The organism is Dyella sp. OK584 (genome assembly GCF_057787755.1).
The window spans coordinates 1,583,636-1,608,572 of record NZ_CM173542.1; the positions used below are offsets into that span (position 1 = coordinate 1,583,636).

The window sequence follows — 24,937 nt, forward strand, 5'->3', positions numbered from 1 at the left end:
GGTCGGGCAGGCGTGATAGAGGCCGCTACTGGCGTTTGTTCTTCAAGGGAGTCGAACGGAAGTCGTTCCCGGAATGGCCAAAACGGCCTTGGCAAGGCTGTCAGGCGGCGTGATGCCGGGCGCTTCGCGGCGGCATGCCGGTCCAGCGCTTGAAGGCGCGACGGAACTCGCGCGGATCGCTGAAGCCGATTTCCAGCCCGATCTCGGCCACGCTCAGGGCACCGCCGTGCAGCAGTTCCAGTGCCCGCTCGGCGCGCACGCGGTCATGAATTTCACGAAAGATGCGCCCGCTTTCGGCGAGCCGCCGACGCAACGAGCGTTCGCTCATGTTGAGCATGCGCGCCACGTCGGGCAAACGCGGCTGTTGGCGAAGGTGACTGCGAAGCAGGCGCTCCACCGAGGCGACGATTTCCTGCTGCACACCGCTGGCGTCGTACTGCTGCATGCACAGTGCCAATGCCTGCCGGGCGGTGAGCGGGTTGTGGGTGGGCAGCGGTTGATCTAGCCACTGCGCGTCCAGCACGACGCGGTTGTAGCGCGCACCGAACACCAGCTCGCACTGGAAATAATCGGCATAGGTTTGCGCGTGCGCCGGCCGTGCATAGGTCACTTCCAGTCGCGACGGGCGGAAGTCCTGACCCACTAGTTCGCGCGCGATGGCCAACGCGCTGGCGAACAGTTCCTCGCACAGGAACGGCAGCAGGGGCGGGTCGTTGAAACGCGGCCATGCGGCCAGCGCCACCTCACGTTGGCCTGTCACTTCGAAGCTCACGTCCAGCAAGCTGCCGCTGACGCGATGGTGCGTGATGCCCACTTCCATCGCTTTTCCGAAAGTGGCCGAAGTCATCATGGCCAGGCCCAGCAGGCCGAAGCTGCCCAAGGTTTCCACCCGGCCAACTTCCAGCCCCAGGCCGGTTTCGCCGGTGGCATGCAGGGCGCGGCGGATCACCGAGCGGGCCTGTCGGTAGGACACCCGCAAGGTGGGATCGTTGAGCTGCTCGCGAGTCAGGCCGGAGCCCGCGAACCAGCCATCGCTGCGAATGCCGCGGGCCAGCGCCAGCTGGGTCAGGTGCACGAGGACGTTCGGCGGTGTCTCGGCCGCCGTATAGCGCGGATCGGCGCCAAGCAGCGTTGCGAAATCGTCGATGGGATGGCCGGCCGAGGCGGCAGCGGACGTCATCGTGATAGCTCCCTTCCTCGGAGTCGGACAAGCCCGACGCGACCTTTGATCTATATCATGGCGGCCAGCCAGCTGCCTCATGCAACGCACCACGGTCCGCGCGGACCCAACCGGGGAAGAACGCTGATGAACAAGATTCTGGTATCGGCGGCTCTCGCCGGATGGCTGATGGCGATGATCGCTGCCGCCGGTTGCGCGCCTGTGCGGACGCCTCCTGAGGCAACGCCGGTCCCTGCCTTGCAGACCGCGGTGCTGCTACCGGCGGCGCCCAAGGCGGGAACGCCACGCTACGACGCCGACCGGCAGATTTTCCGAGTCACCCGCAAGCTGGAAGGCACCGCGCGCTGGACTCTGGCGCAGCAGGACGTGGACTACGCCACCCCAAAACTGATGGCCGACTTCAGTTGCGCCATGGGCGTATCGCTGGACACCACGCGCCTGCCGCGACTGTCGGCGCTGGTGGACCAGACCAGCAACGCCGCCGACGCTTCCACGCGTCCCGCCAAGCAGGCCAATCAGCGCCAGCGTCCGTTCCTGATCGATGCGGGAGCCACTTGCCAGTCCACCGCGCAGCTCGCCAACAGCTTCGACTACCCGTCAGGCCACGCCACGCGTGGCTGGGCAGTTGGGCTGGTGCTCACCGAACTGGCGCCGGATCGCGCCAGTGAACTGCTGCTGCGCGCGCGTGCCTTCGGTGACAGTCGCGTCGTGTGTGGCGTGCACAATCTCAGCGCGACCGAAGCGGGCACCATGAACGGCGCGGCGGTCGTGGCGACCTTGCACGCGACCGATGCATTCCAGGCAGAGCTGGCAGCCGCGCGTTCGGAGTTGAGGGAATACCGGAAAACCGCAGCGTCGAATGCGGGGCCGCAATGCAGCGCCGAACGGGCATTGATCGAACCGACGCCCTACTGACAACGCCGCCGCTGCAGGGCCTCACTCGGGGCGCGACCGCAAAGGCTGGTCATTACTGTTCCGGAGGCTTGTCGCGCACCGGCGGCGCTCCCGCAGAAGAGCGCGCGTCCTGGCGCTTCCACTGTTCGATCCAGCCGGAGAGATCGGCCAATCGTTTGGCGTCGTCGTCGTGCATCGACATGCCGACGGCGGCACCGGCGACGTGGCCCGATGGATCGATCAGCATCAGGGTGGGATAGACGCCCACGCCAAGCGTGTCGGCCAACGCCTGGGCGTCATACAACACGGGCGGCGCCAAGTCGCGCTCCTTCACGAACTGGCGCGCGGTGCCCTCACTCTCATAAGTGATGGCCACCACGTTCATGTCGGCGTGGTCGCGTGCAAAGGCATTGAGCGTTGGCACCTCGGCGATGCATGGCGCGCATTCGGCGAAGAAGAAGCTGACCAGGGTGTAGCGGCCCCGGAAGTCGCCCAGACGCTGCGTGCCACCCTGTAGCGATGGCAATTCGAACGGCGGAAACGCATCGCCGCGACCGAAAGCGAATCGACCAGGCTGGCCAGCCATCGAGCGTGGTGGGCGAAGGCGCAGTACGGCCATGCCGGCCTGCCGATCGCTCGTGATGCTGTAGTTGCGGCCTTCGCCGATTTGCTGCGCGAAGTTCGCGTAGTCCAGCGGCTTGCCGGCCGCGTCGAGGTAGCGTACGTCGGGTGTGGAACCCAGCTGCAATGTGGCGACGAAGCGTTGCTCGCTATCGTCTGATGGCATCGCATGCAGTGGCGCGGTGAGCGCGATGGCCAGCATGAATGCAAGCAGCTGAGGATGCCGCATGAAATCTCCCGACCATCGAAGGGGCCGACGCTCGCGCGTCGGCCCGTGGTGCGATTACTCGCCGATGGTCAGCAGCGAGGCGTTGCCGCCGGCGGCGGTGGTGTTGATGGTGAGCGTGCGCTCGCCGGCAAAACGCAGCAGGTAATGCGGGCCGCCGGCCTTCGGGCCGGTGCCGGAGAGGCCTTCGCCGCCGAACGGCTGCACGCCGACCACTGCACCGATCTGGTTGCGGTTGACGTAGCAGTTGCCGACGCGCGCGTGGCTCTGGATGTAGTCCACGGTGTCATTGATGCGGCTGTGGATGCCCAGCGTCAGGCCGTAACCGGTGGCGTTGATCTCGTCGACCACCTTGTTGAGCTCGTCACCCTTCCAGCGGATCACGTGCAGCACCGGGCCGAACACTTCGCGGGTGAGCGTGGATAGCGAGGGAATCTCGTACGCACGCGGTGCAAAGAAGGTGCCGTTGCCGGTAAGGGCAGGGTCGAGCTTCACTTCGCCGATCTTTTTCGCTTCCTTGTCCATGCGCGCGGCGTGATCGACCAGAATCTTCTTGGCGTCCTCGTCGATCACCGGGCCCACGTCGGTGCTGAGCTGGCCCGGATCACCGACCTTCAGCTCGGCCATCGCACCGGCGAGCATATCGCTCACCTTGTCGGCGATGTCTTCCTGCACGAACAGCACGCGTGCGGCCGAGCAACGCTGGCCGGCGGACTGGAAGGCAGAGGCGATCACATCCTTGACGATCTGCTCGGGCAGCGCCGAGGAGTCGGCGATCATCGCGTTCTGGCCACCGGTCTCGGCGATCAATGCGGCGATCGGCGCGTTGCGTGCAGCCAGTGCGCGGTTGATCGCCCAGGCGGTTTCGGTGGAGCCGGTGAAGGCCACGCCAGCGACACGCGGATCGCGCGTGAGTGCAGCGCCGACGGTGGCGCCGTCGCCCGGCAGGTATTGCAGCACGTCAGCCGGCACGCCGGCTTCGTGCAGCAGCTTCACTGCGGCATAGCCGATCAGGCTGGTCTGCTCGGCCGGCTTGGCGATAACCGCGTTACCGGCGGCGAGCGCAGCGCTGACCTGGCCCAGGAAAATCGCCAGCGGGAAGTTCCACGGGCTGATGCACACGAACACGCCGCGGCCGTTCAAGAACAGCTGGTTGCTCTCGCCGGTGGGGCCAGGCAACTGCTCCGGATGACCGAACAGGCGACGCGCCATGGTGGCGTAGTAGCGCAGGAAGTCGGCGGCTTCGCGGATTTCGGCGATCGCGTCGGGCAGGCTCTTGCCCGCTTCGCGCACGCACAGCGCGATGAACTCGCCGCGACGCGCTTCCAACTGCTCGGCAGCGTGTTCGAGGATGGCGGCGCGGCTGGCGGCCGGCAGGCGATCCCAGTTGTGCTGCGCGGCGACCGCGTTGGCCAGCGCCTTGTCGACGCTGGCGCTGTCGGCGGTGACGTAGCTGCCGACGACCTGACGACGGTCGGCCGGGTTGGTCACCGACACGGTGGCACCTGCGCTCTTGGCACCGGGCACCAGCGGCTCGGCGGTCCACGGACCGGACTTGTTCTGGATGGCCTCGGCGAGGGTCTTCAATTCGTTGTCGTTAGAGAAGTTGACGCCCATGGAATTCTTCCTGCTTGCATAGTTTGAATTCTGCGCAAGCGCAGAATTGTCACCGTAAAGATTCACCGGCAGCGGAATGCGCGGGTGGGGGATAGAGGCAAAGGCGCGCACGGTCTCGCACGGATCGGCGACCAGTTCGCGCACCGGCAGCGTCTCGTCGACCACGCGGTTGACGAAGCTGGTGTTGGCGCCATTCTCAAGCAGGCGGCGCACCAGATAGGGCAGCAGGTCTTCATGCGTACCGACCGGCGCGTACACGCGGCAGGGCACGTTGAGGTTCTGCTTGCCGATCACTTCGGCGTAGAGGTCCGTGCCCATGCCGTGCAGGCGCTGGTACTCGTACGGGCGACCGTGCGCGATGTGATGTACGGCCGCGATGGTGTGCCCGTTGTGCGTGGCGAACTGCGGATAGATCAGCTCGATGCCCGCATCAAACAGCTTGTGTGCGCAGGCGAGGTACGACACATCGGTATTGGGCTTGCGCGTATACACGGGATAACCGGCCAGGCCGTTTTCCTGCGCGCGCTTGACCTCGGCATCCCAGTAGGCGCCCTTCACCAGGCGCACATACCAGCGACGGTTGGCAGCGCGCGCGGTTTCGATCAGCCAGTCGATCACGAACGGCGTGCGCTTCGAATATGCCTGCACCACGATGCCGAGGCCATTCCAGCCCTGCAGCGAGGGATGCGCGAACACGTCGCCGATGATGTCCAGCGATAGTTCGAGGCGGTCGGCCTCTTCCGCGTCGACGGACAACGCAATGCCGTTTTTCATCGCCAGCTGCGAAAGCTCGAGCAGCTTGGCGGTGAGGTCGCGGCGAGCAATCTCGCGCTTGGCCACTTCATAGCGCGGATGCAGCGCCGAGAGCTTCACCGAGATCGACGGCGCATCGGTGTGGTTGGCGAACGGGCCGCGCGAACCGATGGCGGCGATCGCGTTGCGGTAATCCTGCTGATAGCGCTCGGCGGTTTCGCTGGTGAGCGCCGATTCGCCGAGCATGTCGTAGGAATAGCGATACACCGCATATTCCTTCTGCGCGCAACGATCCAGCGCTTCACCGATGGTGCGACCCATCACGAACTGGTGGCCCATGATCCGCATGGCCTGGCGCACGGCCAGTCGAATCGCCGGCTCGCCCGCGCGACCCACCAGACGACGCAGCGCACCGGTGAAGTCGTGGCGGGTTTCCTCCGACAGCGTCACCAGCTTGCCGGTGAGCATCAGGCCCCAGGTGGACACGTTGACGAACAACGACTCGCTCTGGCCGAGGTGCTTCTTCCAGTTCGCATCGCCGAGCTTGTCGCGGATCAGCTTGTCGGCGGTGCCCTTGTCGGGGATGCGCAGCAGCGCTTCGGCCACGCACATCAGCAGCACGCCTTCCTCGGAGGACAGGTCGTACTGGCGCATGAAGGATTCGACGGCGCTCTGGTCCTTGGCGCGCAGGCGCACACGGGACACCAGGTCGGCGGCCAGGTCGATCACCTTTTCGCGTTCCACCGGCGGCAAGGTGGCCTGGGCCAGCAGATCATTGACCGCTTCGGTCTCGTCGCGCAGCCAGGCGGCAGTGATGCGCGCGCGGGCCGGCTCGACACCGGTGGGGAGTTCGGGGCTGAGAATGGGCTGGGTCACTGAGTTAGCCGAAAGAATTACGAGACGGGGAATCGCGGGATTGTACGCGGGGGGTAGGGCGCACGCATCCGTATGGGGTGCTGCGGTGCGGCAGGGAGGCGGGTTCGCCGCCTATAGATGTGGGCGAAAGCGGGTGTGTGCGAGGGGCCGGGGTCGGCTGCCCGGCGCGAGTAGTCATCGCGTGACAGCTCGGTGGCGATGCGGCTGCTCCGTCGGCAACGTTGCAGTGGTGTTTCGCTTTGAGCGCAAGTGTCGTGTAGCGCGACCCGCGGCAAACCGTCGCACCCCTATGGTCGTCTCACGTTGCGTGTGCTGGCTTCGCCGCGAAGACCCTTGGTTCACCGCGCAAACCGGACTCAACGCATGGCCTGTGCGCGAGACGCAGCACAAATCGAATGGTTCATGCCCGCTTCAAATCAAGTGACTGCGTCATTCTTGCCCAGTGACACCGTCGCGGCCTATCATGCCGGGGTTCCAGGCACGCCGAGTTCTCATGATCGTGCTTCGACCAGCTGCTGCCGGCTTGCCGTGCGCGACGTTGTGGCTCAAGCCCAATCGTGCTCTCAGCCACCGCGACTTGCGTCGATTGATCGGAGTACTGGCGGCGCTGGCACTGACGACGGCTGTGCTAGGGGCGTGGCAGGGGAATGTCTTCGCTCCGCTGTTCGCTCTGGTCGAGTCCTCCGCTGTGGCTTTCGCTTTGGGCGTAGCCTGGCGGGCCGGCGACCGCAGCGAGCGCATCACCCTCGACGAATCGTCGCTGGAGGTGCAATCCCTGCCAGGTCGGCGTAGTGCGCGCTTTCAGACGTATTGGGTGCGCGTGCTACTGCAACCGGGAAGGGACAGGGGTCGTCTGTTGCTGACGTCGCACGGTCGGGAGCTGGAAATCGGGGCATTCCTCGCCGAGGAGGAACGTGCCGAGCTGTCAAGGAAACTCATGGTGTTGCTGGCGGATCTCAACCAACAGCGACGCAAGTAGGTTCAACAAAGGTGCAAGACATGACATCTGGCGGCATCAGGCCTGGCGGTATCAAGCGAGCAGTGGCGGCATTCGCACTCATCGCTCTCGCAATGTTCGGCGGCGTGGCTTTTGCCAATCCGCAGCCAGGACAGCTGAACATGACGCGCGGTGCGTCCGAGTGGTCCTCGGAGCCGTACTTCCTCAATAACGTCGCCCTTGGTGTCTGCGTCGTCATCGGCATCCTGGTGTTCGGCGCGATGTTCATCGCCATGTTCCGCTTCCGCAAATCGCGCGGCGCGGTGGCGGAGAAGTGGTCGCACAACACCACGCTCGAGATCATCTGGACCACCATTCCGGTGATCATCCTGATCGTGCTGGCGTACCTCGCCACCGGCGGCCTGCGCACCTTTGCCGACACCACCGGTTCGGAGATGACCGTCAAGGTCACCGGTTACCAGTGGAAGTGGCGTTACGACTACGTCGACTACAAGGGCCAGGCGATCGAAAAGGTCGGCTTCGTGTCCAAGCTCGACCGCGAGAGCGACGAAACCCGTCAGTTGCAATCGGGCCTTGATCCGAATGCGGTGAAGGTCGACGGTTACAACACCTACCTGATCAATGTGGACAAGCCGCTGGTCGTACCGGTGGGCACCAAGATCCGCTTCGTGATTACCGCGGGTGACGTGATTCATTCGTGGTGGGTGCCGGCGCTGGGCTGGAAGATGGATGCCATACCGGGCATCGTCAACGCAGCCTGGACCAACATTACCGAACCGGGTGTGTACCGCGGCCAGTGCGCCGAGCTGTGCGGCCAGGATCATGGCTTCATGCCGATCGTGATCAAGGCGCTGCCGAAGGCCGAGTTTGAACAGTGGCTTGCACAGCAGCAAGCGGAGGCCAAGCAGCCGACGCCTGCAGCTCCCGCTCCAGCCGCCGCTTCGACCGCCGCCGCACCTGTCACCGCGCAGGCTGCACCCGACGCACCTGTTTCGCAGGGCCACCAGGGCTGATCACTCAGCCTGTCCACAGTTTCCGCATTTAGGTAGAGGTGCAAGGCATGGCCCACGCAGCCACCCACGATCACCACGATGATCATCACGGCGCGCCGTCAAACTTCTTTGTGCGCTGGTGCATGTCCACCAACCACAAAGACATCGGCACGCTGTACCTGGTGTTCTCCCTGCTGATGTTCTTCATCGGCGGCAGTTTCGCCATGGTGATCCGCGCCGAGCTGTTCAAGCCCGGCATGCAGCTGGTACAGCCGTACTTCTTCAACGAAATGACCACGATGCATGCGCTGGTCATGATCTTCGGCGCGGTGATGCCGGCCTTCGTGGGCCTGGGCAACTGGATGATCCCGCTGATGATCGGTGCGCCGGACATGGCGTTGCCGCGCATGAACAACCTGTCGTTCTGGATCCTGCCGTTTGCGTTCGCGCTGCTGCTGTCCACGCTGTTCCTGCCAGGCGGCGGCCCGGCCGGTGGTTGGACCATGTATCCGCCGCTGTCGCTGCAGGGTGACTCTGTAGCCTATGTGGTGTTCGCGGTCCACCTGATGGGCATCAGCTCCATCATGGGCGCGATCAACATCATCGCCACCATCCTCAACATGCGCGCGCCGGGCATGGATCTGCTGAAGATGCCGGTGTTCGTGTGGAGCTGGCTGATCACTGCGTTCCTGCTGATCGCCGTGATGCCGGTGCTGGCTGGCGCCGTGACCATGCTGCTGACCGACAAGTACTTCGGCACCAGCTTCTTCAATGCCGCCGGTGGCGGTGACCCGATCCTGTTCCAGCACATCTTCTGGTTCTTCGGTCACCCCGAGGTCTACATCATGATCCTGCCGGCCTTTGGCCTGGTGTCCGAGATCATTCCGACCTTCGCGCGCAAGCCGATCTTTGGCTACAAGGCGATGGTGTTCGCCATCGCGTCGATCGCGTTCCTGTCGTTCATCGTGTGGGCGCACCACATGTTCGCGGTGGGTCTGCCGTTGGGTGGCGAGATCTTCTTCATGTACGCCACGATGCTGATCGCAGTGCCAACGGGCGTGAAGGTGTTCAACTGGGTCAGCACCATGTGGGGCGGCTCGATGACCTTCGAGACCCCGATGCTGTTTGCGATCGCCTTCGTGATCCTGTTCACCATCGGTGGCTTCTCCGGCCTGATGCTGGCGCTGGCTCCGGCCGACTTCCAGTATCACGACTCGTACTTTGTGGTGGCGCACTTCCACTACGTGCTGGTGACCGGTGCGATCTTCGCGATCATCGCCGGTGCGTACTACTGGCTGCCGAAGTGGACCGGCCGTATGTACAGCGAGTTCTGGGGCAAGATGCATTTCTGGAACAGCGTGATCTGGGTGAACGTGCTGTTCTTCCCGCAGCACTTCCTGGGCCTGGCCGGCATGCCGCGCCGTATCCCGGACTACAACGTCGCGTTTGCCAACTTCAACATGATCAGCTCGATCGGCGGCTTCCTGTTCGGTGCCTCGCAGCTGATTTTCCTCGGCGTGATCATCCATGCCGTGTGGTTCTCGAAGAAGAAGGCTCCGGACCGCGTGTGGGAAGGTGCCAAGGGTCTGGAGTGGACCGTGCCGTCGCCGGCACCGCACCACACCTTCGAAGTACCGCCGGTGATCCACGACGACGAGTTGGCTCACGGTCACGTCGAAGATTGATGCAAGCATGACCGCTCCGGTGTAGAGCCGGAGCGGGCGGAAGGTGAGTCAGATGAATCAGTCGTCCAAGAGTGTGATCGAGGAAGCCCGGCGGAAAGGTGTGCGACGCACTGTCACGGTGTTTGGCGCCATCGCCCTGGCGATCTTCCTGCTCTCACTCCTGCAGGGGCTGAAGTACTCCTGACGCACGTCCGCAGGCAGTATTCCTCCGTGGCGCCGGTGAGGCGTTCCGGGTTGCAGTTCCCCGCGCGGTACGGCGGGGGCGGAAGTAAACAAGAGAAATCCACGGGGTCTCACCATGGGTCATCAGCAAGACGCTTATTTCGTACCGGCCAAGAGTTATTGGCCCATCGTGGCCGCCGTCGTCATGTTCGTCACCGTGTTCGGTGCCGCGCACTGGCTCAATGCCCCTCCGGGTGAGGCGAGCTTCGGCAAGACGGTGGTGATGGTCGGCTTCATCGGCATTCTGCTGATGTTCTTCGGCTGGTTCCGCTCGGTGATCCGCGAATCGCTCGCCGGCAGCTACAACAGCCAGGTGGACCGCTCGTTCCGCATGGGAATGATGTGGTTCATCTTCTCCGAGGTGATGTTCTTCGCTGCGTTCTTCGGCGCGCTGTTCTACGCACGCATGTTCGCGGTGCCGTGGCTTGGCGGCGAAGGTCACGGCGTACTGACCCACCAGTTCCTGTGGAACGACTACGCGGCCACGTGGGGCGCCAGTGGTGGTGGCGGTCCAGCTCGCATCGGTGGCAATTTCCAGACGGTGCTGCCGTGGGGCCTACCGCTGCTGAACACGCTGATCCTGCTTAGCTCCAGCGTCACCGTGACCATTGCGCACCATGCGCTGAAGGTTGGTCATCGCGGCAGGATTCTGCTGTTCCTGGGCCTGACCGTGCTGCTGGGCGCAACGTTCCTGTACTTCCAGGCGCACGAGTACATCGAGGCGTACAAGGAGCTCAACCTGACCCTGCAGAGCGGCGTCTACGGTTCGACCTTCTTCATGCTCACTGGCTTCCACGGCATGCACGTGACGCTGGGCACGATCATGCTGGCGATCATCTGGCTGCGTGTAGCCAAGGGCCACTTCTCCAAGGATCATCACTTCGCGTTCGAAGCCGTGGCCTGGTACTGGCACTTCGTCGACGTGGTGTGGCTGGGCCTGTTCATGTTCGTCTACATTCTCTGAGGCGCTCCTGCGCCGCAGCAAAAAGCCCGCCTTTCGGCGGGCTTTTTGTTTGGATGTGTGGGGCTCTTAAAAAACGAAGACCCGCCATATGGCGGGTCTTCGAATCGAACCGGATGTCGCAGCGAAGCGCCAGCGGCATCGTGACGTTACAATTACTGGCCCACGCCGTGCGGGTGCAGCCAGCCCATCCAGATGCCGAATATCACCATCAGGATGAGCAGCACCGAAAGCCCGATGCGGCGGGTCAACGCCCATACCGTGCGCTTGCTGCCGTCCTTGTCAGTCATCATGAAAAACAAAGCCTGACCGAGATTGAACAGCACCACCAGCAGCAGGATCACCAGCGCATATTTGTAGATGGTTTCCACGTGATTGGTCCGAACGTTATAGACATCCGCAGTATAGCGGCCGTGCGCGGTGCCTCCGCGTGAAGTGGTTGCGCCGGCCATCCTGGTTCGCGCTGCTGCTCACTGTGGGCGGCGCCTTGCTGTTCATACGCTTGGGCGTGTGGCAGCTGCATCGTGCGGACGAGAAGGATGAAATTCTGCGACGGTATGCCGCAGCGGAAACCGAGGCTCCGCGGGACTTTGCGGCCATTGCCATGGCGCCACCCGCGAATGCTTTCGCGCGTGTGCACGTGCAGGGCGAATACCTCGCCGATCGCTTGTACCTGCTCGACAACCCCAAGCACGACCAGCGTGGCGGTGCGGAAGTCTATGCGCCTTTCCGTCCACATGGCGGCGATCGGCTATTGCTGGTCGACCTTGGCTTCCTCCCGGGTAACGGCACGGACCACGCGCCGCAACTGCCGCCCTTGCCGCAGGGCGAGCAGGCCTTGCAGGGCCTGTACTTGCCACCGCCGGGCGTGGGATTCGAGATGGGCGGTAATGCGCTGACCCAGCAAGCGCACTGGCCCAAGACCACGGTCTATCTCGACCTGGGGCAGGTGTCGGCTGATCTCGGCCAGGCGCTTTATCCGCAGGTGCTGGCACTGGACGCGGACCCTGCCGCGATTTATGTGCGCGAACACACGATCGATTTCACCGCGATGCCACCCGCACGGCATCGCGCTTACGCCTTCCAGTGGTTCACCTTCGCCGTGGCGGCTGTGGTGATCCTGCTCGTGCTGCATCGTCGCCGCCCATCGAAACCGTCGGACAACTCATGAACAAGCCTCAACCCGCCGCGCTCCGCGCGAGCCGCCTGAAACTGTTGCTGATCATGCTGGTGTTCGCCGCCCCGATCATTGCTGCAGGCGTGCTGACGTTTGCCGGCTGGCAGCCCAGCGGCAAGGCAAATGGCCTGCCTGTGGAGCCGCAGCGCAACTTCGCCAGCGAGCAACTGCAGGTGACGTTGGCCGATGGAAAAACATGGGCGTGGCGTGCGGCGGACCCGCAGCTCACCCTGGTTGCGCTAGCCGGCCCCGACTGCGCGACGCAATGCCTGGACACGCTCACCAAGATGGCGGCCGCGCGCATCACGCTCAATCGCAATGCGCCGCGCCTGCGCCTGCTTTATGTGGGTACAACGCCGGTGAATGCAGCAGCCACCGGCATGACGGATTACTGGCAGCTTGGTCAGGACAGCAACGGCGCGCTCGCGGCGTTTCGCCCTTCGACGCCCGATAGCGTGAGCGCGTTGCTGGTTGAATCCGATGGCACGGCGCTGTCGCTTTATCCTGCCGGCTTCGATCCCTCGGGCCTGCGCAAGGATTTGCAGAAGGTGATTCGCTGATGACAGCCCGCTCGGTCAAAGTTCTGCGCGGCCTTGCGTTGCTGGCTGCGGTGTTCGCATTCGGCGTGGTGATGTTCGGTGCCTTCGTCCGCTTGTCCAACGCGGGTCTGTCCTGCCCGGACTGGCCGACCTGCTATGGCAAGGCCAGCTGGCCCGAGCAGCAACACGAGATAGCGCAGGCGAACCAGGCCTTCCCTGATCGTCCGTACGAGACGAACAAGGCATGGCGCGAACAGGTGCACCGCTTCCTTGCCGGTACGCTTGGCACGCTGGTGTTCGCACTCGCACTGATCGCCAGCTGGCGGCGCCCATGGGCGCGTTATGCGGTGATTGCGGGTGCCATCTTCGCGTCGGTAGGCGTCAGTCTCTACATCAAGGGCGAGCATCACTGGTCGCTTGTGCTGTCGATCCTTGCCATTGGCCTGCCGTTGATTGCGTCGATCGGGCTCAAGCGTCCGGGCGCGTGGCGAATCAGTGTGCTGGCGCTGGCCGTGGTGGTATTCCAGGCCATGCTCGGCATGTGGACGGTCACCTTGCTGCTGAAGCCCATCGTGGTGATGGGCCATTTGATGGGCGGCATCGCCACCTTCGCCCTGCTGGCCTATGCGGCGCTGCGTTTCGCCGGCGTCAGCGCTCGAGATGACAGCTATGCCGGTTTGCGCAAGCTAGTGGTACTCGGCATCGTGCTGCTGCTGGCGCAAATTGCTTTGGGCGGCTGGACGTCTTCCAACTATGCGGCGCTGGCGTGCGGTACCGATTTTCCCAAGTGCCTGGGGCAGTGGATGCCGCCCACCGATTTTCGTGAAGGCTTCGTGTTGTGGCGTGGTATCGGCGTGAACTATGAAGGCGGCGTGCTCGACATGGCCGCGCGCAGCGCCATCCAGATTGCTCACCGCATCGGTGCGCTGGTGGTGTTCTGTTACCTCGCCTGGCTGTCGCACCGCGTATCGCGCCGTGGCCTGCGCGTGCAAGGTCTGGCGATTGCCGTGGTACTGGTGGTCCAGGTGCTGCTGGGCATCAGCAACGTGCATTTTGGTCTCCCGCTGCCGGTGGCCACGCTGCACAATGGCGTAGCGGCGCTGTTGTTGTTCACCCTGCTGGCGACGCTGGCGCGCACGCAGAAGCGTCAAGACGACGCCATGTTTCTCTCCCTTGGGCATTGATGATGAGCAGCCGTTTCCACGAATACATGGAACTGACCAAACCGCGCGTCGTCGCGCTGCTGGTGTTCTGCGCCGTCATCGGCATGTTCCTGGCCGTGCCAGGCATTCCGCCCTGGCGCGCACTGGTATTTGGGACGCTGGGCATCTGGATGGCCTCAGGCTCGGCTGCCGCGTTCAATCACCTGATTGACCAGCGCATCGACAAGGTGATGGTGCGCACTGCACATCGTCCGTTGGCGACCGGCCATCTCAAGCCGCATCAGGTGCTGACCTTCGCGTTGGCGCTTGGCGTCGTGTCGATGCTGATCCTGGTGCTGCTGGTGAACCCGCTTACTGCGCTTCTCACGCTCGGTGGGTTGATCGGCTATGCGGTGATCTACACCGCCTACCTCAAGCGCGCCACGCCGCAGAACATCGTGATCGGCGGCCTGGCCGGTGCGATTCCGCCGGTGTTGGGGTGGACAGCGGTGACCGGTCACCTCCATCCGTTCGCCTTGCAGCTGTGCCTGATCATTTTCGTCTGGACGCCGCCGCATTTCTGGGCGTTGGCGATCTTTCGCCGCGATGACTACTCGCGTGCCCAGGTGCCGATGCTGCCGGTGACGCACGGCGTAGTGTTCACGCGCTGGCACGTGCTGTTCTACACGATCCTGCTGGTGCTGGTGACGTTGTTGCCGGCGCTCACTGGTTACAGCGGGCTGGTCTATCTCGGTGGCGCAGTGGTGCTGGGGCTGGGTTTTCTCTATTACGCCGTGCGGCTGCTCAATCCGCCGGATGAGTTCTTCGCGATGAAGGTGTTCAACTATTCCATCGTGTATCTGATGGCGTTGTTTGCATTTTTGCTGGTGGATCATTGGGTGATGGAGCCGATGGTGCAGCATCAGGGTGTGGTGTTTGAACGCTCAGCTTGAGTTGGGTGCCATTGCGAGGTCTGCTTTTGCTCCTTCTCCCCTCTGGGGAGAAGGTTGGGATGAGGGGCGGGTGCTTGCGATAGCGCTACAACCGAGCGATATCGCCAGCTTGCCGCTTACGCAGCGGGCGTTTCGACTGCCTGCCTGCAGCCGAGTCACTTTTCTTTTGCTGGCCCAAAAGAAAAGTAACCCAAAGAAAATGGCCTGACGGGCTCTTAGCGAGATGGTGGATACAAGCACTGCAGGCTTCCGCTAGCCGGATGCTTTACGTGTTACCTCAGGGGTGGCCGCTACACCGCGAGGCGCCGTGGCGCAGCGGTGCGTGACCTACGAGCCTTTGGGGTTCCTGCAGGCGGCTTGGTTGTGCGCTGCCTACAGCGTGCGGCTACACCGCGGGGCGGCGGGGTATTGAGGGCTTAAGGCGTGGGGGATGTCTGTTGACTGAAACGTCTATGGGATGGGCGGTGGGCGTTCGCATCAAACCACCGTGTCGCAAGATTGACCCCTCACCCCAACCCTCTCCCCTCTGGGGAGAGGGAGCCAAGCGCGGAGCGTCGCGCTGCTTTAAGTCCTCAATACATTGACGCCCCGCGGTGTAGCCGCATCACCTAGGCAGAGCTGTTCGCTATTCGCCTGCTTCGCGCCACAAAGCGGGTATGTCGCAGTTTGCTGCACCCCCTCGCCGACACGGCGCCTCGCGGTGTAGCGGCCACCTCTGAGGTCGCACGCAACGCATCCGGCTGGCAGAAGCCTCCAGCGCTCGTATCCATCATTTCGCTAAAAGCCCTTAAGGCCATTTTCTTTGGGTTACTTTTCTTTTGGGCCAGCAAAAGAAAAGTGACTCGGTCGCCGGCAGGTGATCGAAACGCTCGCCGCGTAGGCGGCAAGCTAGCGATTGCGTCCAAGCAATAGCAAAACACCACCCCACATTCACCAATACAACCAGTAAACAACCCAGGCCAATTCACGAAATCGCAGCAACTTTCGACACCTCAATCACCGTCACAGGGTTGACACTTGCGCACCGCAGCAAGACAATTCGCGCGCCATCAGGCGCACCGCGCCTTACGTGGCCTCTGTCCTACCAAACCAAGGCATATGGACGTTTACCCTAGTCGCAACGTCGACATCCGCGAGCATCGGGTGCCGGCATTGCATCACAAGCTGAACTGCTGCGGCGACCGCCTGCGGTCGGCTGGTGCTTTCCTAGACTAGGGAAGTCCGGCCCACCTCTGATGGCGCTGTCAGCGCCGTTACGAGGAGATGGGCCCATGAAGCTCCTTCGCGATTTTTTCCGTCTGCGCACCGCAGCTCGCCCGCTGTCGGATCGTCGTACCGATTCACGCCATTCCTGGAAGATCACCGTGCCTGCGCCGCTCAATGAGACGCAGGGACCGGCAGTGCTCGACATGCACTGGAACAACGACGCCTCGGGTGGTCATCCGGTCGCCCGTTGGCATGAACACACCGCTCCGCAAGCTCATCGTCATCTGCAGCTGGTATCCAGTCACTGATGAAAGCCTCGTTGCGCCATGAGCTGCCGCGCAAGGGCTGGCCTCCGCCAGTCCCGTGGCACCGATTGCAACGAAGTCCATAGTGCTGGTTTTGGCGTCACGCGCGGGATGAACCCCGCCGACTCGCTGGTCCGGCCCAGATGTCACCGATTTCACGGAAGCGAGTCATGTTGAATCACTCCACCCAGACCGTCACCGGCAAGGCGGCCGGCAAGGGCGCAGCGACGCCTCTCCGCGTTGCTGTCGCGCAGGAAGCATTCCGCCCCAACGAAGCCCTGTTTGCCGCTCTGGATACCAGCGCGGCTGGCCTCAACGAAGACCAGATCGCCGAGCGGCTGGATCGCGATGGTCTGAACGAGGTGTCGCATGAGAAGCCACCGCATTGGTCGCTGCAGCTGCTGCATGCGTTCAAGAATCCTTTCATTGTGGTGTTGCTGGTGCTGGCCGGCGTGCAGCTGGCTACCGATCCCACGAACCTGACCGGCCCGACCATCATTTCAGCGATGGTGTCGATCAGTGTGTTCCTCAGCTTTACGCAGGAATTTCGTTCGTCCAAGGCCGCCGAGAAACTCAAGGCGATGGTGCGCAACACTGCCACGGTGACGCGCCGCGCCTCGGACGGTCATAGCGAGCGCATCGAAGTGCCGGTGGCCGAGCTGGTCGCCGGCGACATCGTGCATCTGGCTGCCGGCGACATGGTGCCCGCCGACCTGCGTCTGGTCAGCGCGAAGGACTTGTTCATCAGCCAGGCCATCCTTACCGGCGAATCACTGCCGGTGGAGAAGTCAGCGCCGCAACATGACGCTGCCTTCGAGGAAATGGAGCAGAGCGCCATCGAGAATCCGCTGGACCTGGCCACGGTTTGCTACATGGGCACCAACGTGGTGAGCGGTACCGCCACCGCGGTGATCGTGACCACCGGCTCGCGCAGCTACCTGGGTTCCCTGGCGCGTTCCGTGGTCGGTCAACGCGTGCAGACCAGCTTCGACCGCGGTGTGAAGAGTGTGAGCTGGCTGCTGATCCGCTTCATGGCGGTGATGGTGCCGATCGTTTTCCTCATCAACGGGCTGGACAAGCACGACTGGCTGCAGGCGTTCCTGTTTGCGCTGTCGGTGGCGGTGGGCCTCACCCCGGAGATGCTGCCGCTGATCGTGACCGCGAATCTGGCCAAGGGCGCCATCGCGATGTCCAAGCGCAAGGTGGTGGTCAAGCGCCTCAACGCGATCCAGAACTTCGGCGCGATGGACGTGCTGTGCACCGACAAGACCGGCACGCTGACGCTGGACAAGATCGTGCTGGAACGGCATCTGGATCTTTACGGCGAGGAGTCCGATGAGGCGCTGGAATACGGCTACATCAACAGCCGCTTTCAGACCGGCCTGAAGAACCTGATGGACAAGGCGGTGCTGGCACATCGCGACCTCGAGCCGACCGCCGCGCATTACCTGATCGTCGACGAGATTCCGTTCGACTTCCAGCGTCGCCGCATGTCCGTGGTGGTGAGGAACGGCGACGGCAACGAGCTGCTGGTGTGCAAGGGCGCGGTCGAGGAGATGTTGTCGATCTGCGCATACGCCAAGTCAGGTGACGAGATCCTGCCGATGGACGATGAGCAGCGCGCCAGCATCAAGGCGATGACGCGTCATCTCAACGAGGACGGTCTGCGCGTGCTGGTGGTCGCGATCAAGCGGCAGTCGCCGGTGGGCCGCGCCTATGGCGTGGCTGACGAGAACGACCTTGTCGCTATCGGTTGCCTGGCCTTCCTCGATCCGCCGAAAGACACCGCCGGAACGGCGATCGCCGCGCTCCATCACCATGGCGTCGAGGTGAAGGTGATCACCGGCGACAACGAGGCGGTGACGCGCAAGATCTGCCGCGAGGTGGGTCTGAACGTGGAGAATTCCGCGCAGGGCAAGCACATCGAGCCGCTGGATGATGCGGAGCTCGACGAACTGGTCAAGCGCACCACCGTGTTCGCCAAGATGTCGCCGTTGCAGAAGGCGCGTGTGGTGAAGTCACTGCAGCGTCAGGGCCACACCGTGGGTTTCCTCGGCGATGGCATCAACGATGCGCCGGCGCTACGCGAGGCGGACGTGGGCATTTCGGTGGATACCGCCACCGATATCGCCAAGGAGTCGGCCGACATCATCCTGCTCGAAAAGAACCTGATGGTGCTGGAAGAGGGTGTGCTTGAAGGTCGCGTGACCTTTGGCAACATCATCAAGTACATCAAGATGACGGCCAGCTCCAACTTCGGAAACATGTTCTCGGTGCTTGTGGCGAGTGCCTTCCTGCCGTTCCTGCCGATGTTGCCGCTGCAGCTGCTGGTGCTTGACCTGCTTTATCACACCTCGCAGTTGTCGATTCCGTTCGACCGCATGGATGACGAATACCTGCGCAAGCCGCGCAAGTGGGACGCCAGCGATATCGGTCGTTTCATGGTGTGGATCGGTCCGGTCAGTTCGATCTTCGACATCACCACGTACTGGCTGTTGTGGCACGTCTTCGGCGCGAACTCGACCGAGCATCAGTCGTTCTTCCAGACGGGCTGGTTCGTTGAGAGCCTGCTGACGCAAACGCTGATCGTGCACATGATCCGGACGCGCAAGATTCCGTTCCTGCAGAGCAGTGCGTCGGCACCGGTGCTGGCGTTGACCATCGCTGCCATCCTCGTCGGCATGGCGCTGCCCTTCACCGGGCTGGGCGCGAAGTTCGGCATGGTTCCGCTGCCGGCGGTGTACTTCGCCTGGGTTGCACTGACCGTATTCGCGTACTGCGTGCTGACTCAGCTGATGAAGCTGATCTACATCCGTCGCTACGGACGCTGGCTGTAATGCATGAACGTCCTCTCCATGGGGGAGAGGACGTTCAGTTGCCGGCGCTCTCGCAGCGCTGCTTGCGCTTGTGGCGCCACCACAGCGCCACTGCCACCGCCACGATCACGCCGGCCAATACCCATAGGCCGTTCTGGCCGCGATGGATCCACATGGCCAGCCATTCGTGGTTGTCAGCGCCGAAGTAACCGAGGTAGACCCAGAAGGGCACGCTGATCAGCGCCGCCAGTCCATCGAGCAGAAAGAAGCGCATGAACGACACGCGATGGGTGGAGCCGGCGGTGATGTAGACCGCCGTACGCATACCGGGCAGGAAGCGGGCGAAGAACATCAGCCGGTTGCCGTATCGCTCGAACTTTTCCTGCACCTTTGCGTAGCGCTCGGGCGTAAGCACGCGCGCTACCAGCCGCCACTGCAGGATGCGCGCGCCATAGTGGTGACCCAGCAGGAACATGCCCGCATCGCCGACAAGCACGCCGGCCATGCCCACACCGAACATCACGTGGACGCTGCCGTAGCCCAGGCCGGTAATGACGCCACCCGCGACCAGGCTGATGTCCTCAGGCAAGGGCGCACCCGCACCGCACAGCAACAACGCGATGAACACCGCGAGGTAGCCGTTTTCGGCGAACAGGGTCACCAGTCGTTCAAGCAGTTCCATCTACATCCATGCCCGGGCGGACTACCCATGCCTCACAAGAAGGGTCGATGATCCCATAGGAAGGCGTCAGCACGCTTGCGGCAGCGCACGGATGCCTTTTGCTCCCTCTCCCCGCAGAGAGAGGGTTGGGGGTGAGGGGCAATCTTGCGGTGAGAATGGTTAGAAGCCTGTTTTTTGAATGGTGTGGCGAGCACCCGCCCCTCACTTCAGTCCTCTCCCCTTAGGGAGCGGAAGTTAAGGCTCACCCCGCTTTCACCGGAGGCGTCGCACGCGCCGCGAGCAGCTCGCGCAGCTCGGCTTTCTCTGCGCTATCAAGTGCGCTTTCGCGGCTCTTGGCGGTGAGCCAGTCGCGACGTTGAATCACGGCCTGTTGCTCCATGCGTGCCAGCGCATCGAAGAATTCCGCGCGCTGCGCCTCGGGCTCGCCTACGGCCAATGCCGCCATCAGTTTTTGCAGCGGGAGATATTCGGGGCGTTCAGCAAAGTGCTCCACCAGCATGGCCGGGTTGATGCCGGGCCGTGAGCGCGCCAGGTCGATCAGTTCGGCCAGCAGTTCCACGCCAGGCTTGTCCAGGCGCAGGAAGCCATACGGGCGTTCCACCTGATCGGCGACGCCGGGTTGTGCCAACAGAAGGGCAATGGCACTGCGCACCAGCGAACGCTGCACCACGGTGGGTCGTTGCACGGTGCGTCGCGCCGCCGGGTCGGCTTCGAGCACAGCACGCGCGCCAGTGCGCTTCTCCAGCTCTTGTGCCATCAGGTCGCGAAACGCGCCGTCAGGCAGTTTGGCAATCAGCGGGCGGGATCGTTCGGCGAGACGCGCGCGCCCATCGAGACTTGCCATGTCCACCTCGTGCGAGAGTTCCCCGAAGAAATATTCCGACAGGGGCGTGGCGGCTTTCATGCGCTTCTCGAAACCGCCCTTGCCTTCTTTGCGGATGAGCGTGTCCGGATCCTCACCCTCAGGCAGAAACAGGAAGTACGCCTGGCGCCCGTCGCGCAGTCGCGGCAGTGCCGACTCCAGCGCCTTCCACGCCGCCGCACGGCCGGCGCGGTCGCCGTCGAAGCAGAACACCACGTCGGGTGCGGCGCGAAACAACACCTCGGTGTGCTCTGGAGTGGTCGCCGTGCCCAGCGTTGCCACCGCGATGGGCAATCCGGCCTGGTGCATGGCGATCACGTCCATGTAGCCCTCGACCACCACGATGCGCGACAAATTCGGATTGGCCTGCTTCACCTGCCACAGCGCGAACAGTTCGCGGCCCTTGTGGAACAGCGGTGTCTCAGGCGAGTTGAGGTACTTGGGCGCTTGCTCCGAACTCAACACCCGGCCACCGAAGGCAATCACGCGGCCACGGCGGTCGAGAATGGGAAACATCAGCCGCTCGCGGAAACGGTCGTAGCGGTTGCCGCGCTCGTTGCTGGCCACCATGCCCGCTTCATTGAGCAGTTGCGTGCGCCGATCGTTGCCACCCAACGCCTTGATCACGCCGTCGAAGCCTGCGGGCGCCCAGCCGATGCGGAAGCGCTTGATGGTTTCTTCGTCCAGCCCGCGCTTGCGGCAATAGGCCTGAGCCTCGGTGCTCTTGGGCAGTTCGTTCTCGTACCAGCGCGCGGCGGCGTCGAGCAGGGAATAGAGATCGGTCTTGTCCTCGCGCTGAGCGCGATCGTCGCCGCCTTCGCGCGGCACGGTGAGGCCTACCGATTGCGCCAGTTCCTCCACCGCATCGGGGAATTCGAGCCGCTCGTAATCCATCAGGAACTTCACCGCGCTGCCGTGCGCACCGCAGCCGAAGCAGTGGAAGAACTGCTTGGCGGGGCTCACATAGAACGATGGTGTGCGCTCGTTATGGAACGGGCAGCAGGCCGTCCACTCGCGGCCCGCCTTTTTCAGCGGCACGCGTCGCTCGATCACATCGACGATGTCGACGCGGGCAAGCAATTCGTCGATGAAGCTGTCGGGAATACGTCCGCGCATAAGCTACCTAGTGTAGATGCTGTGGCGTGCGACAGAGCGTTGCTGGCCGGCGCGCCCCCCAAGGCGTGTCGTTGGCGCCTCTGCGCAGGGCGTCAGGCTTGCCCTATGCTGCCGAGGGGGAAGTTTCGGGGCAGGCAATGGGAAATATTGTTGGGATGGCACGACCGGGCTTGCAGGTGCGCTTTCGCCCTGCAGCGCCGGCGGATGCCGCTGCGGCGGTGCCGCTGATCTACAGCTCAGGGCCATCGGCCTTCGACTATGTCTTCACGACCCGCGGCGGCGATGACGCGCAGGCATTCCTGCAGCGATGTTTCGTTGACGGTGCCGGCGAATTCGGCTGGCGCAATCATTGGGTGGGTGTCGTCGATGAGCGTGTCGTGGCAGTGGGTGCGGGCTACGGGGCGGATACCCAATGGCCATTCACGTTTGCCGCCGCCAGGCAGATTTTTGCCCACTATGGCTTGCGGCGCGGCTTGGGTGTGATCGCGCGCGGCTTGCGGGTGGAATCGGTGATCCGGCCTCCCGCTGGCGACATGCAATATCTCGCGCATCTCGGTGTGGTGCCGGAGCTACGCGGCAACGGCGTCGGCCGCGCACTGATCGACCAACTGGTGGGCAGGGCACGCGAAGCAGGCAAGCGCAGGGTCGTTCTGGATGTCGCGGCAAGCAATCCGCGCGCGGAGGCGCTGTATCAGCGTGCCGGCTTCAAGGTGATCGGCGAGCGCCGGTCGCAGCTGACCAATGCACGGGGACGGGTGCCCGATCATCGGCGCATGGAGCGTGTGATCGATTGATCTTCGCTAGACCGCCTTGATCAGCTTTGCCAGGACCAGCAAGGCCATCAGGAATAGCACCACGAAAATCGCAAAAAGCACCTTGGCGATGGCGCCGGTGACGCCGGACAGGGTGCCGAAGCCCAGCCAGCCGGTCACCAGCGAGACGATGGCGAGAATGATGGCCGATCTGAGCGTGCGTCCCTACCCGCGGTCTGCGCCGGCCAGTCTTGGTGCTGGCTACGCGCAGGTTGTAGGGGCAGGGCGCGAAGAGTGTGCAGCCGGGCCTGTAGGCGGCGTGGAAAACGGGCCAATCAACAGACCCGTTGCTGCCTTGCGGGACAGCCGCACTCGTCCGCTGTGCGTAGCGGCGTGAAAATGGCGTGATTAGCCGGCCAGGCGCGCCTTGATGCGGCCGGATACCACGCCCATGTCGGCGCGGCCTGCGGCCTTTTCCTTCACCGCAGCGACCACCTTGCCCATGTCTCGGGCCGAGGCGGCGCCAGTTTCGGCAATGGCGGCCGTGATGAGGCTGTCCATTTCCTCGTCGCTGAGCTTGGCGGGCAGATAGGTCTCGATCACGACCATTTCGCTGCGCTCGATCTCGGCCAGGTCCTCGCGATTGGCGGCCACGAACTGGCTTGCCGAATCCTTGCGCTGCTTGAGCATCTTTTCCAGCACGGACAGCGTCTGCACGTCGTCCAGCTCGATGCGCTCGTCCACTTCGCGCTGCTTGATCGCCGCCAGCATCAGGCGGATCACGCCCAGGCGGTGCTTGTCGCCGCCACGCATGGCGGTCTTCATGTCTTCAGTGAGCTGCTGCTTGAGGGGCATGGCGTTTTCCTCGGAAACACAGAAAGCCGGCGTTGCTCCAAGCAACGCCGGCTAGCGTAAGGGCGATAGGCGGTGGCGGCGGATGAACGCGCCAGCTGCCAACAAGCCTCAGGTCACGGCACCGAAGTGCCGGCGACCAGCCGTCCGCACCAGGCGGACGACAGACTCAGTACATGCGGGTCTTGCGAGAAACGTCGCGCGAAAGACGGCGCAGGTGACGCTTAACAGCGGCAGCACGCTTGCGCTTACGCTCCTGGGTCGGCTTTTCATAGAACTCGCGCTTGCGGGTCTCGGCCAGAACGCCGGCCTTTTCGCAGGTGCGCTTGAAGCGGCGCAGGGCAAGCTCGAAAGGCTCGTTCTCGCGGACTTTTACGCTGGGCATGGAAACTCCAAGTGTTAGACTGGCCCGCATTTACGAGCCGGTGGAATACGGTGAGCCGCGAAGTATAACGTGGAAACGACAGCATTTTCAAAGCCCCAGTTAGCCAAGCCGGTGCTGGGCATCGAAACCTCCTGTGACGAGACCGGCGTAGCCCTGTTGCGCTGGGAGCCGTCTGCGCCTGGCAGCGGCCTGCTTTCACATACCCTTTACAGCCAGATCAAGCTCCACGCCGAGTACGGCGGGGTGGTGCCGGAGCTGGCCAGCCGTGACCACGTCCGCAAGCTGCTGCCGTTGGTACGCGAGGCGCTGGCCGAGGCCGGCCTGACCCCGGCTGACCTTGGCGGCGTGGCCTACACGGCCGGCCCGGGGCTGGTTGGTGCCCTGCTGGTGGGCGCCTCCGCTGCGCGGGCCATGGCCTGGGCGCTGGGCGTACCGGCCATCGGCGTGCACCACATGGAAGGCCACCTGCTGGCTCCCTTGCTTGAAGCGGACCCGCCCGAGCCGCCGTTCGTGGCCCTGCTGGTGTCCGGCGGCCACTCCATGCTGGTGGAGGTAAAGGGCATCGGCGAGTACCGGATCCTGGGCGACACGCTGGACGATGCCGCCGGCGAGGCCTTCGACAAGACCGCCAAGATGATGGGCCTGCCGTATCCCGGCGGTCCTGCACTGGCGAAACTCGCCGAGCAGGGGCATTCAGGCGTGTTCCGTTTCTCGCGCCCGATGACCGACCGGCCAGGGCTGGATTTCAGCTTCTCGGGCCTGAAGACACAGGTGCTGCTGGCCTGGCAGCAGTCCGATCAGACCGAGCAGACCCGCGCTGACATCGCCCGCGGATTCGAGGAAGCGATCGTGGACACCATGATCATCAAGTGCCGCCGCGCACTTCAGGCCACGGGTGCGAAGCGCCTGGTGATTGCCGGTGGCGTGGGTGCCAACAAGCGCCTGCGCGCGGAGCTCGCTGCGGCGGGTGACAAGGATGGCTTCCGCACGTATTTCCCGCGCCTGGAGTTCTGCACCGACAACGGCGCGATGATCGCTCTGGCCGGCGCCATCCGCCTCGCACATGGGCAGCATCAGGACGCATCGGTGCAGGTGTTCCCGCGCTGGGACCTGGAAAGCCTGCCGCCAGCGATCTGATTGCGTCGAAGAAAGCAGAGCCATACCC

23 protein-coding genes are annotated in these 24,937 nt (G+C 63.6%); 14 read left to right on the plus strand and 9 right to left on the minus strand.

What is annotated here, in order from left to right; all coding sequences use genetic code 11:
• Positions 1 to 100 precede the first annotated feature (100 nt).
• A complete protein-coding gene (locus AC3CBN_RS07075; RefSeq protein ID WP_488636104.1) occupies positions 101 to 1,180 on the minus strand; it encodes an AraC family transcriptional regulator in 1,080 nt (359 codons plus the stop codon).
• A 126-nt stretch (positions 1,181 to 1,306) separates the two neighbouring features.
• Here AC3CBN_RS07075 and AC3CBN_RS07080 point away from each other — a divergent pair, with 126 nt between their 5' ends.
• Positions 1,307 to 2,095, plus strand: a complete 789-nt coding sequence (locus AC3CBN_RS07080; protein WP_488636105.1) for an acid phosphatase — start codon at positions 1,307 to 1,309, stop codon at positions 2,093 to 2,095.
• Between the two features lie 52 nt (positions 2,096 to 2,147).
• Here the strand turns inward: AC3CBN_RS07080 and AC3CBN_RS07085 are convergent, their stop codons facing one another.
• Complete coding sequence (locus tag AC3CBN_RS07085) at positions 2,148 to 2,924, minus strand: TlpA family protein disulfide reductase (protein ID WP_488636106.1); 777 nt, start codon at positions 2,922 to 2,924, stop codon at positions 2,148 to 2,150.
• 54 nt (positions 2,925 to 2,978) lie between these two features.
• Entirely contained in the window at positions 2,979 to 6,167 is a 3,189-nt protein-coding gene (putA, locus tag AC3CBN_RS07090; protein ID WP_488636107.1) for a bifunctional proline dehydrogenase/L-glutamate gamma-semialdehyde dehydrogenase PutA, read from the minus strand.
• 493 nt (positions 6,168 to 6,660) lie between these two features.
• On the opposite strand from putA, the gene AC3CBN_RS07095 reads away from it, so the two are divergent.
• The 5 genes from AC3CBN_RS07095 (at position 6,661) to AC3CBN_RS07115 (ending at position 10,988) form a co-directional block, all read left to right on the plus strand.
• Positions 6,661 to 7,146, plus strand: coding sequence for a DUF2244 domain-containing protein (locus AC3CBN_RS07095; RefSeq protein WP_488636108.1), 486 nt, complete (start codon positions 6,661 to 6,663; stop codon positions 7,144 to 7,146).
• 20 nt (positions 7,147 to 7,166) lie between these two features.
• Entirely contained in the window at positions 7,167 to 8,138 is a 972-nt protein-coding gene (gene coxB / locus AC3CBN_RS07100; RefSeq protein WP_488636109.1) for a cytochrome c oxidase subunit II, read from the plus strand.
• Positions 8,139 to 8,185: 47 nt separating this feature from the next.
• Positions 8,186 to 9,802 carry a cytochrome c oxidase subunit I gene (gene ctaD, locus AC3CBN_RS07105; protein WP_488636110.1) on the plus strand — a complete coding sequence of 539 codons (1,617 nt, stop codon included), beginning with the start codon at positions 8,186 to 8,188 and terminating at the stop codon, positions 9,800 to 9,802.
• Positions 9,803 to 9,854: 52 nt separating this feature from the next.
• The gene (locus AC3CBN_RS07110; protein WP_488636111.1) at positions 9,855 to 9,986 is read left to right on the plus strand and encodes a hypothetical protein; all 132 of its coding nucleotides are present in this window, start codon (positions 9,855 to 9,857) and stop codon (positions 9,984 to 9,986) included.
• Between the two features lie 114 nt (positions 9,987 to 10,100).
• Positions 10,101 to 10,988, plus strand: a complete 888-nt coding sequence (locus AC3CBN_RS07115; RefSeq protein ID WP_488636112.1) for a cytochrome c oxidase subunit 3 — start codon at positions 10,101 to 10,103, stop codon at positions 10,986 to 10,988.
• A 152-nt stretch (positions 10,989 to 11,140) separates the two neighbouring features.
• On the opposite strand, the gene AC3CBN_RS07120 is transcribed toward AC3CBN_RS07115, so the two are convergent.
• The gene (locus AC3CBN_RS07120; RefSeq protein ID WP_488636113.1) at positions 11,141 to 11,356 is read right to left on the minus strand and encodes a twin transmembrane helix small protein; all 216 of its coding nucleotides are present in this window, start codon (positions 11,354 to 11,356) and stop codon (positions 11,141 to 11,143) included.
• 59 nt (positions 11,357 to 11,415) lie between these two features.
• Between AC3CBN_RS07120 and AC3CBN_RS07125 the strand changes: the two genes are divergently transcribed.
• From AC3CBN_RS07125 to mgtA, 6 genes are all read left to right on the plus strand, one after another.
• On the plus strand, positions 11,416 to 12,156 hold the full coding sequence (locus AC3CBN_RS07125; RefSeq protein ID WP_488636114.1) for an SURF1 family protein: 741 nt from the start codon (positions 11,416 to 11,418) through the stop codon (positions 12,154 to 12,156).
• On the plus strand, positions 12,153 to 12,722 hold the full coding sequence (locus AC3CBN_RS07130) for a hypothetical protein (protein WP_488636115.1): 570 nt from the start codon (positions 12,153 to 12,155) through the stop codon (positions 12,720 to 12,722). Before AC3CBN_RS07125 ends, AC3CBN_RS07130 begins: the two co-directional genes overlap by 4 nt.
• Complete coding sequence (locus AC3CBN_RS07135; RefSeq protein WP_488636116.1) at positions 12,722 to 13,885, plus strand: COX15/CtaA family protein; 1,164 nt, start codon at positions 12,722 to 12,724, stop codon at positions 13,883 to 13,885. Before AC3CBN_RS07130 ends, AC3CBN_RS07135 begins: the two co-directional genes overlap by 1 nt.
• Before the next feature lie 2 nt (positions 13,886 to 13,887).
• Positions 13,888 to 14,796: a heme o synthase gene (gene cyoE, locus AC3CBN_RS07140; protein ID WP_488636117.1), complete on the plus strand. Its 909-nt coding sequence runs from the start codon at positions 13,888 to 13,890 to the stop codon at positions 14,794 to 14,796.
• A gap of 1,271 nt (positions 14,797 to 16,067) precedes the next feature.
• Entirely contained in the window at positions 16,068 to 16,310 is a 243-nt protein-coding gene (locus tag AC3CBN_RS07145; protein WP_488636118.1) for a hypothetical protein, read from the plus strand.
• A gap of 167 nt (positions 16,311 to 16,477) precedes the next feature.
• Positions 16,478 to 19,144, plus strand: coding sequence for a magnesium-translocating P-type ATPase (mgtA, locus tag AC3CBN_RS07150; RefSeq protein ID WP_488636119.1), 2,667 nt, complete (start codon positions 16,478 to 16,480; stop codon positions 19,142 to 19,144).
• Between the two features lie 34 nt (positions 19,145 to 19,178).
• Here the strand turns inward: mgtA and AC3CBN_RS07155 are convergent, their stop codons facing one another.
• Both AC3CBN_RS07155 and dnaG read right to left on the minus strand, forming a co-directional pair.
• Positions 19,179 to 19,805: a DedA family protein gene (locus AC3CBN_RS07155; protein ID WP_488636120.1), complete on the minus strand. Its 627-nt coding sequence runs from the start codon at positions 19,803 to 19,805 to the stop codon at positions 19,179 to 19,181.
• A gap of 241 nt (positions 19,806 to 20,046) precedes the next feature.
• On the minus strand, positions 20,047 to 21,783 hold the full coding sequence (dnaG, locus tag AC3CBN_RS07160; RefSeq protein ID WP_488636121.1) for a DNA primase: 1,737 nt from the start codon (positions 21,781 to 21,783) through the stop codon (positions 20,047 to 20,049).
• Positions 21,784 to 21,938: 155 nt separating this feature from the next.
• On the opposite strand from dnaG, the gene AC3CBN_RS07165 reads away from it, so the two are divergent.
• Positions 21,939 to 22,577 carry a GNAT family N-acetyltransferase gene (locus AC3CBN_RS07165; protein ID WP_488636122.1) on the plus strand — a complete coding sequence of 213 codons (639 nt, stop codon included), beginning with the start codon at positions 21,939 to 21,941 and terminating at the stop codon, positions 22,575 to 22,577.
• A 6-nt stretch (positions 22,578 to 22,583) separates the two neighbouring features.
• Here the strand turns inward: AC3CBN_RS07165 and AC3CBN_RS07170 are convergent, their stop codons facing one another.
• The 3 genes from AC3CBN_RS07170 to rpsU form a co-directional block, all read right to left on the minus strand.
• Positions 22,584 to 22,715 (minus strand): DUF1328 family protein, encoded by a 132-nt coding sequence (locus tag AC3CBN_RS07170; protein WP_488636123.1) that lies wholly within the window; start codon positions 22,713 to 22,715, stop codon positions 22,584 to 22,586.
• Positions 22,716 to 22,943: 228 nt separating this feature from the next.
• Positions 22,944 to 23,390, minus strand: a complete 447-nt coding sequence (locus AC3CBN_RS07175; protein WP_488636124.1) for a GatB/YqeY domain-containing protein — start codon at positions 23,388 to 23,390, stop codon at positions 22,944 to 22,946.
• Positions 23,391 to 23,556: 166 nt separating this feature from the next.
• Entirely contained in the window at positions 23,557 to 23,772 is a 216-nt protein-coding gene (rpsU, locus tag AC3CBN_RS07180) for a 30S ribosomal protein S21 (protein ID WP_055999514.1), read from the minus strand.
• A gap of 69 nt (positions 23,773 to 23,841) precedes the next feature.
• On the opposite strand from rpsU, the gene tsaD reads away from it, so the two are divergent.
• Positions 23,842 to 24,909 (plus strand): tRNA (adenosine(37)-N6)-threonylcarbamoyltransferase complex transferase subunit TsaD, encoded by a 1,068-nt coding sequence (gene tsaD / locus AC3CBN_RS07185; protein WP_488636125.1) that lies wholly within the window; start codon positions 23,842 to 23,844, stop codon positions 24,907 to 24,909.
• Positions 24,910 to 24,937 lie beyond the last annotated feature (28 nt).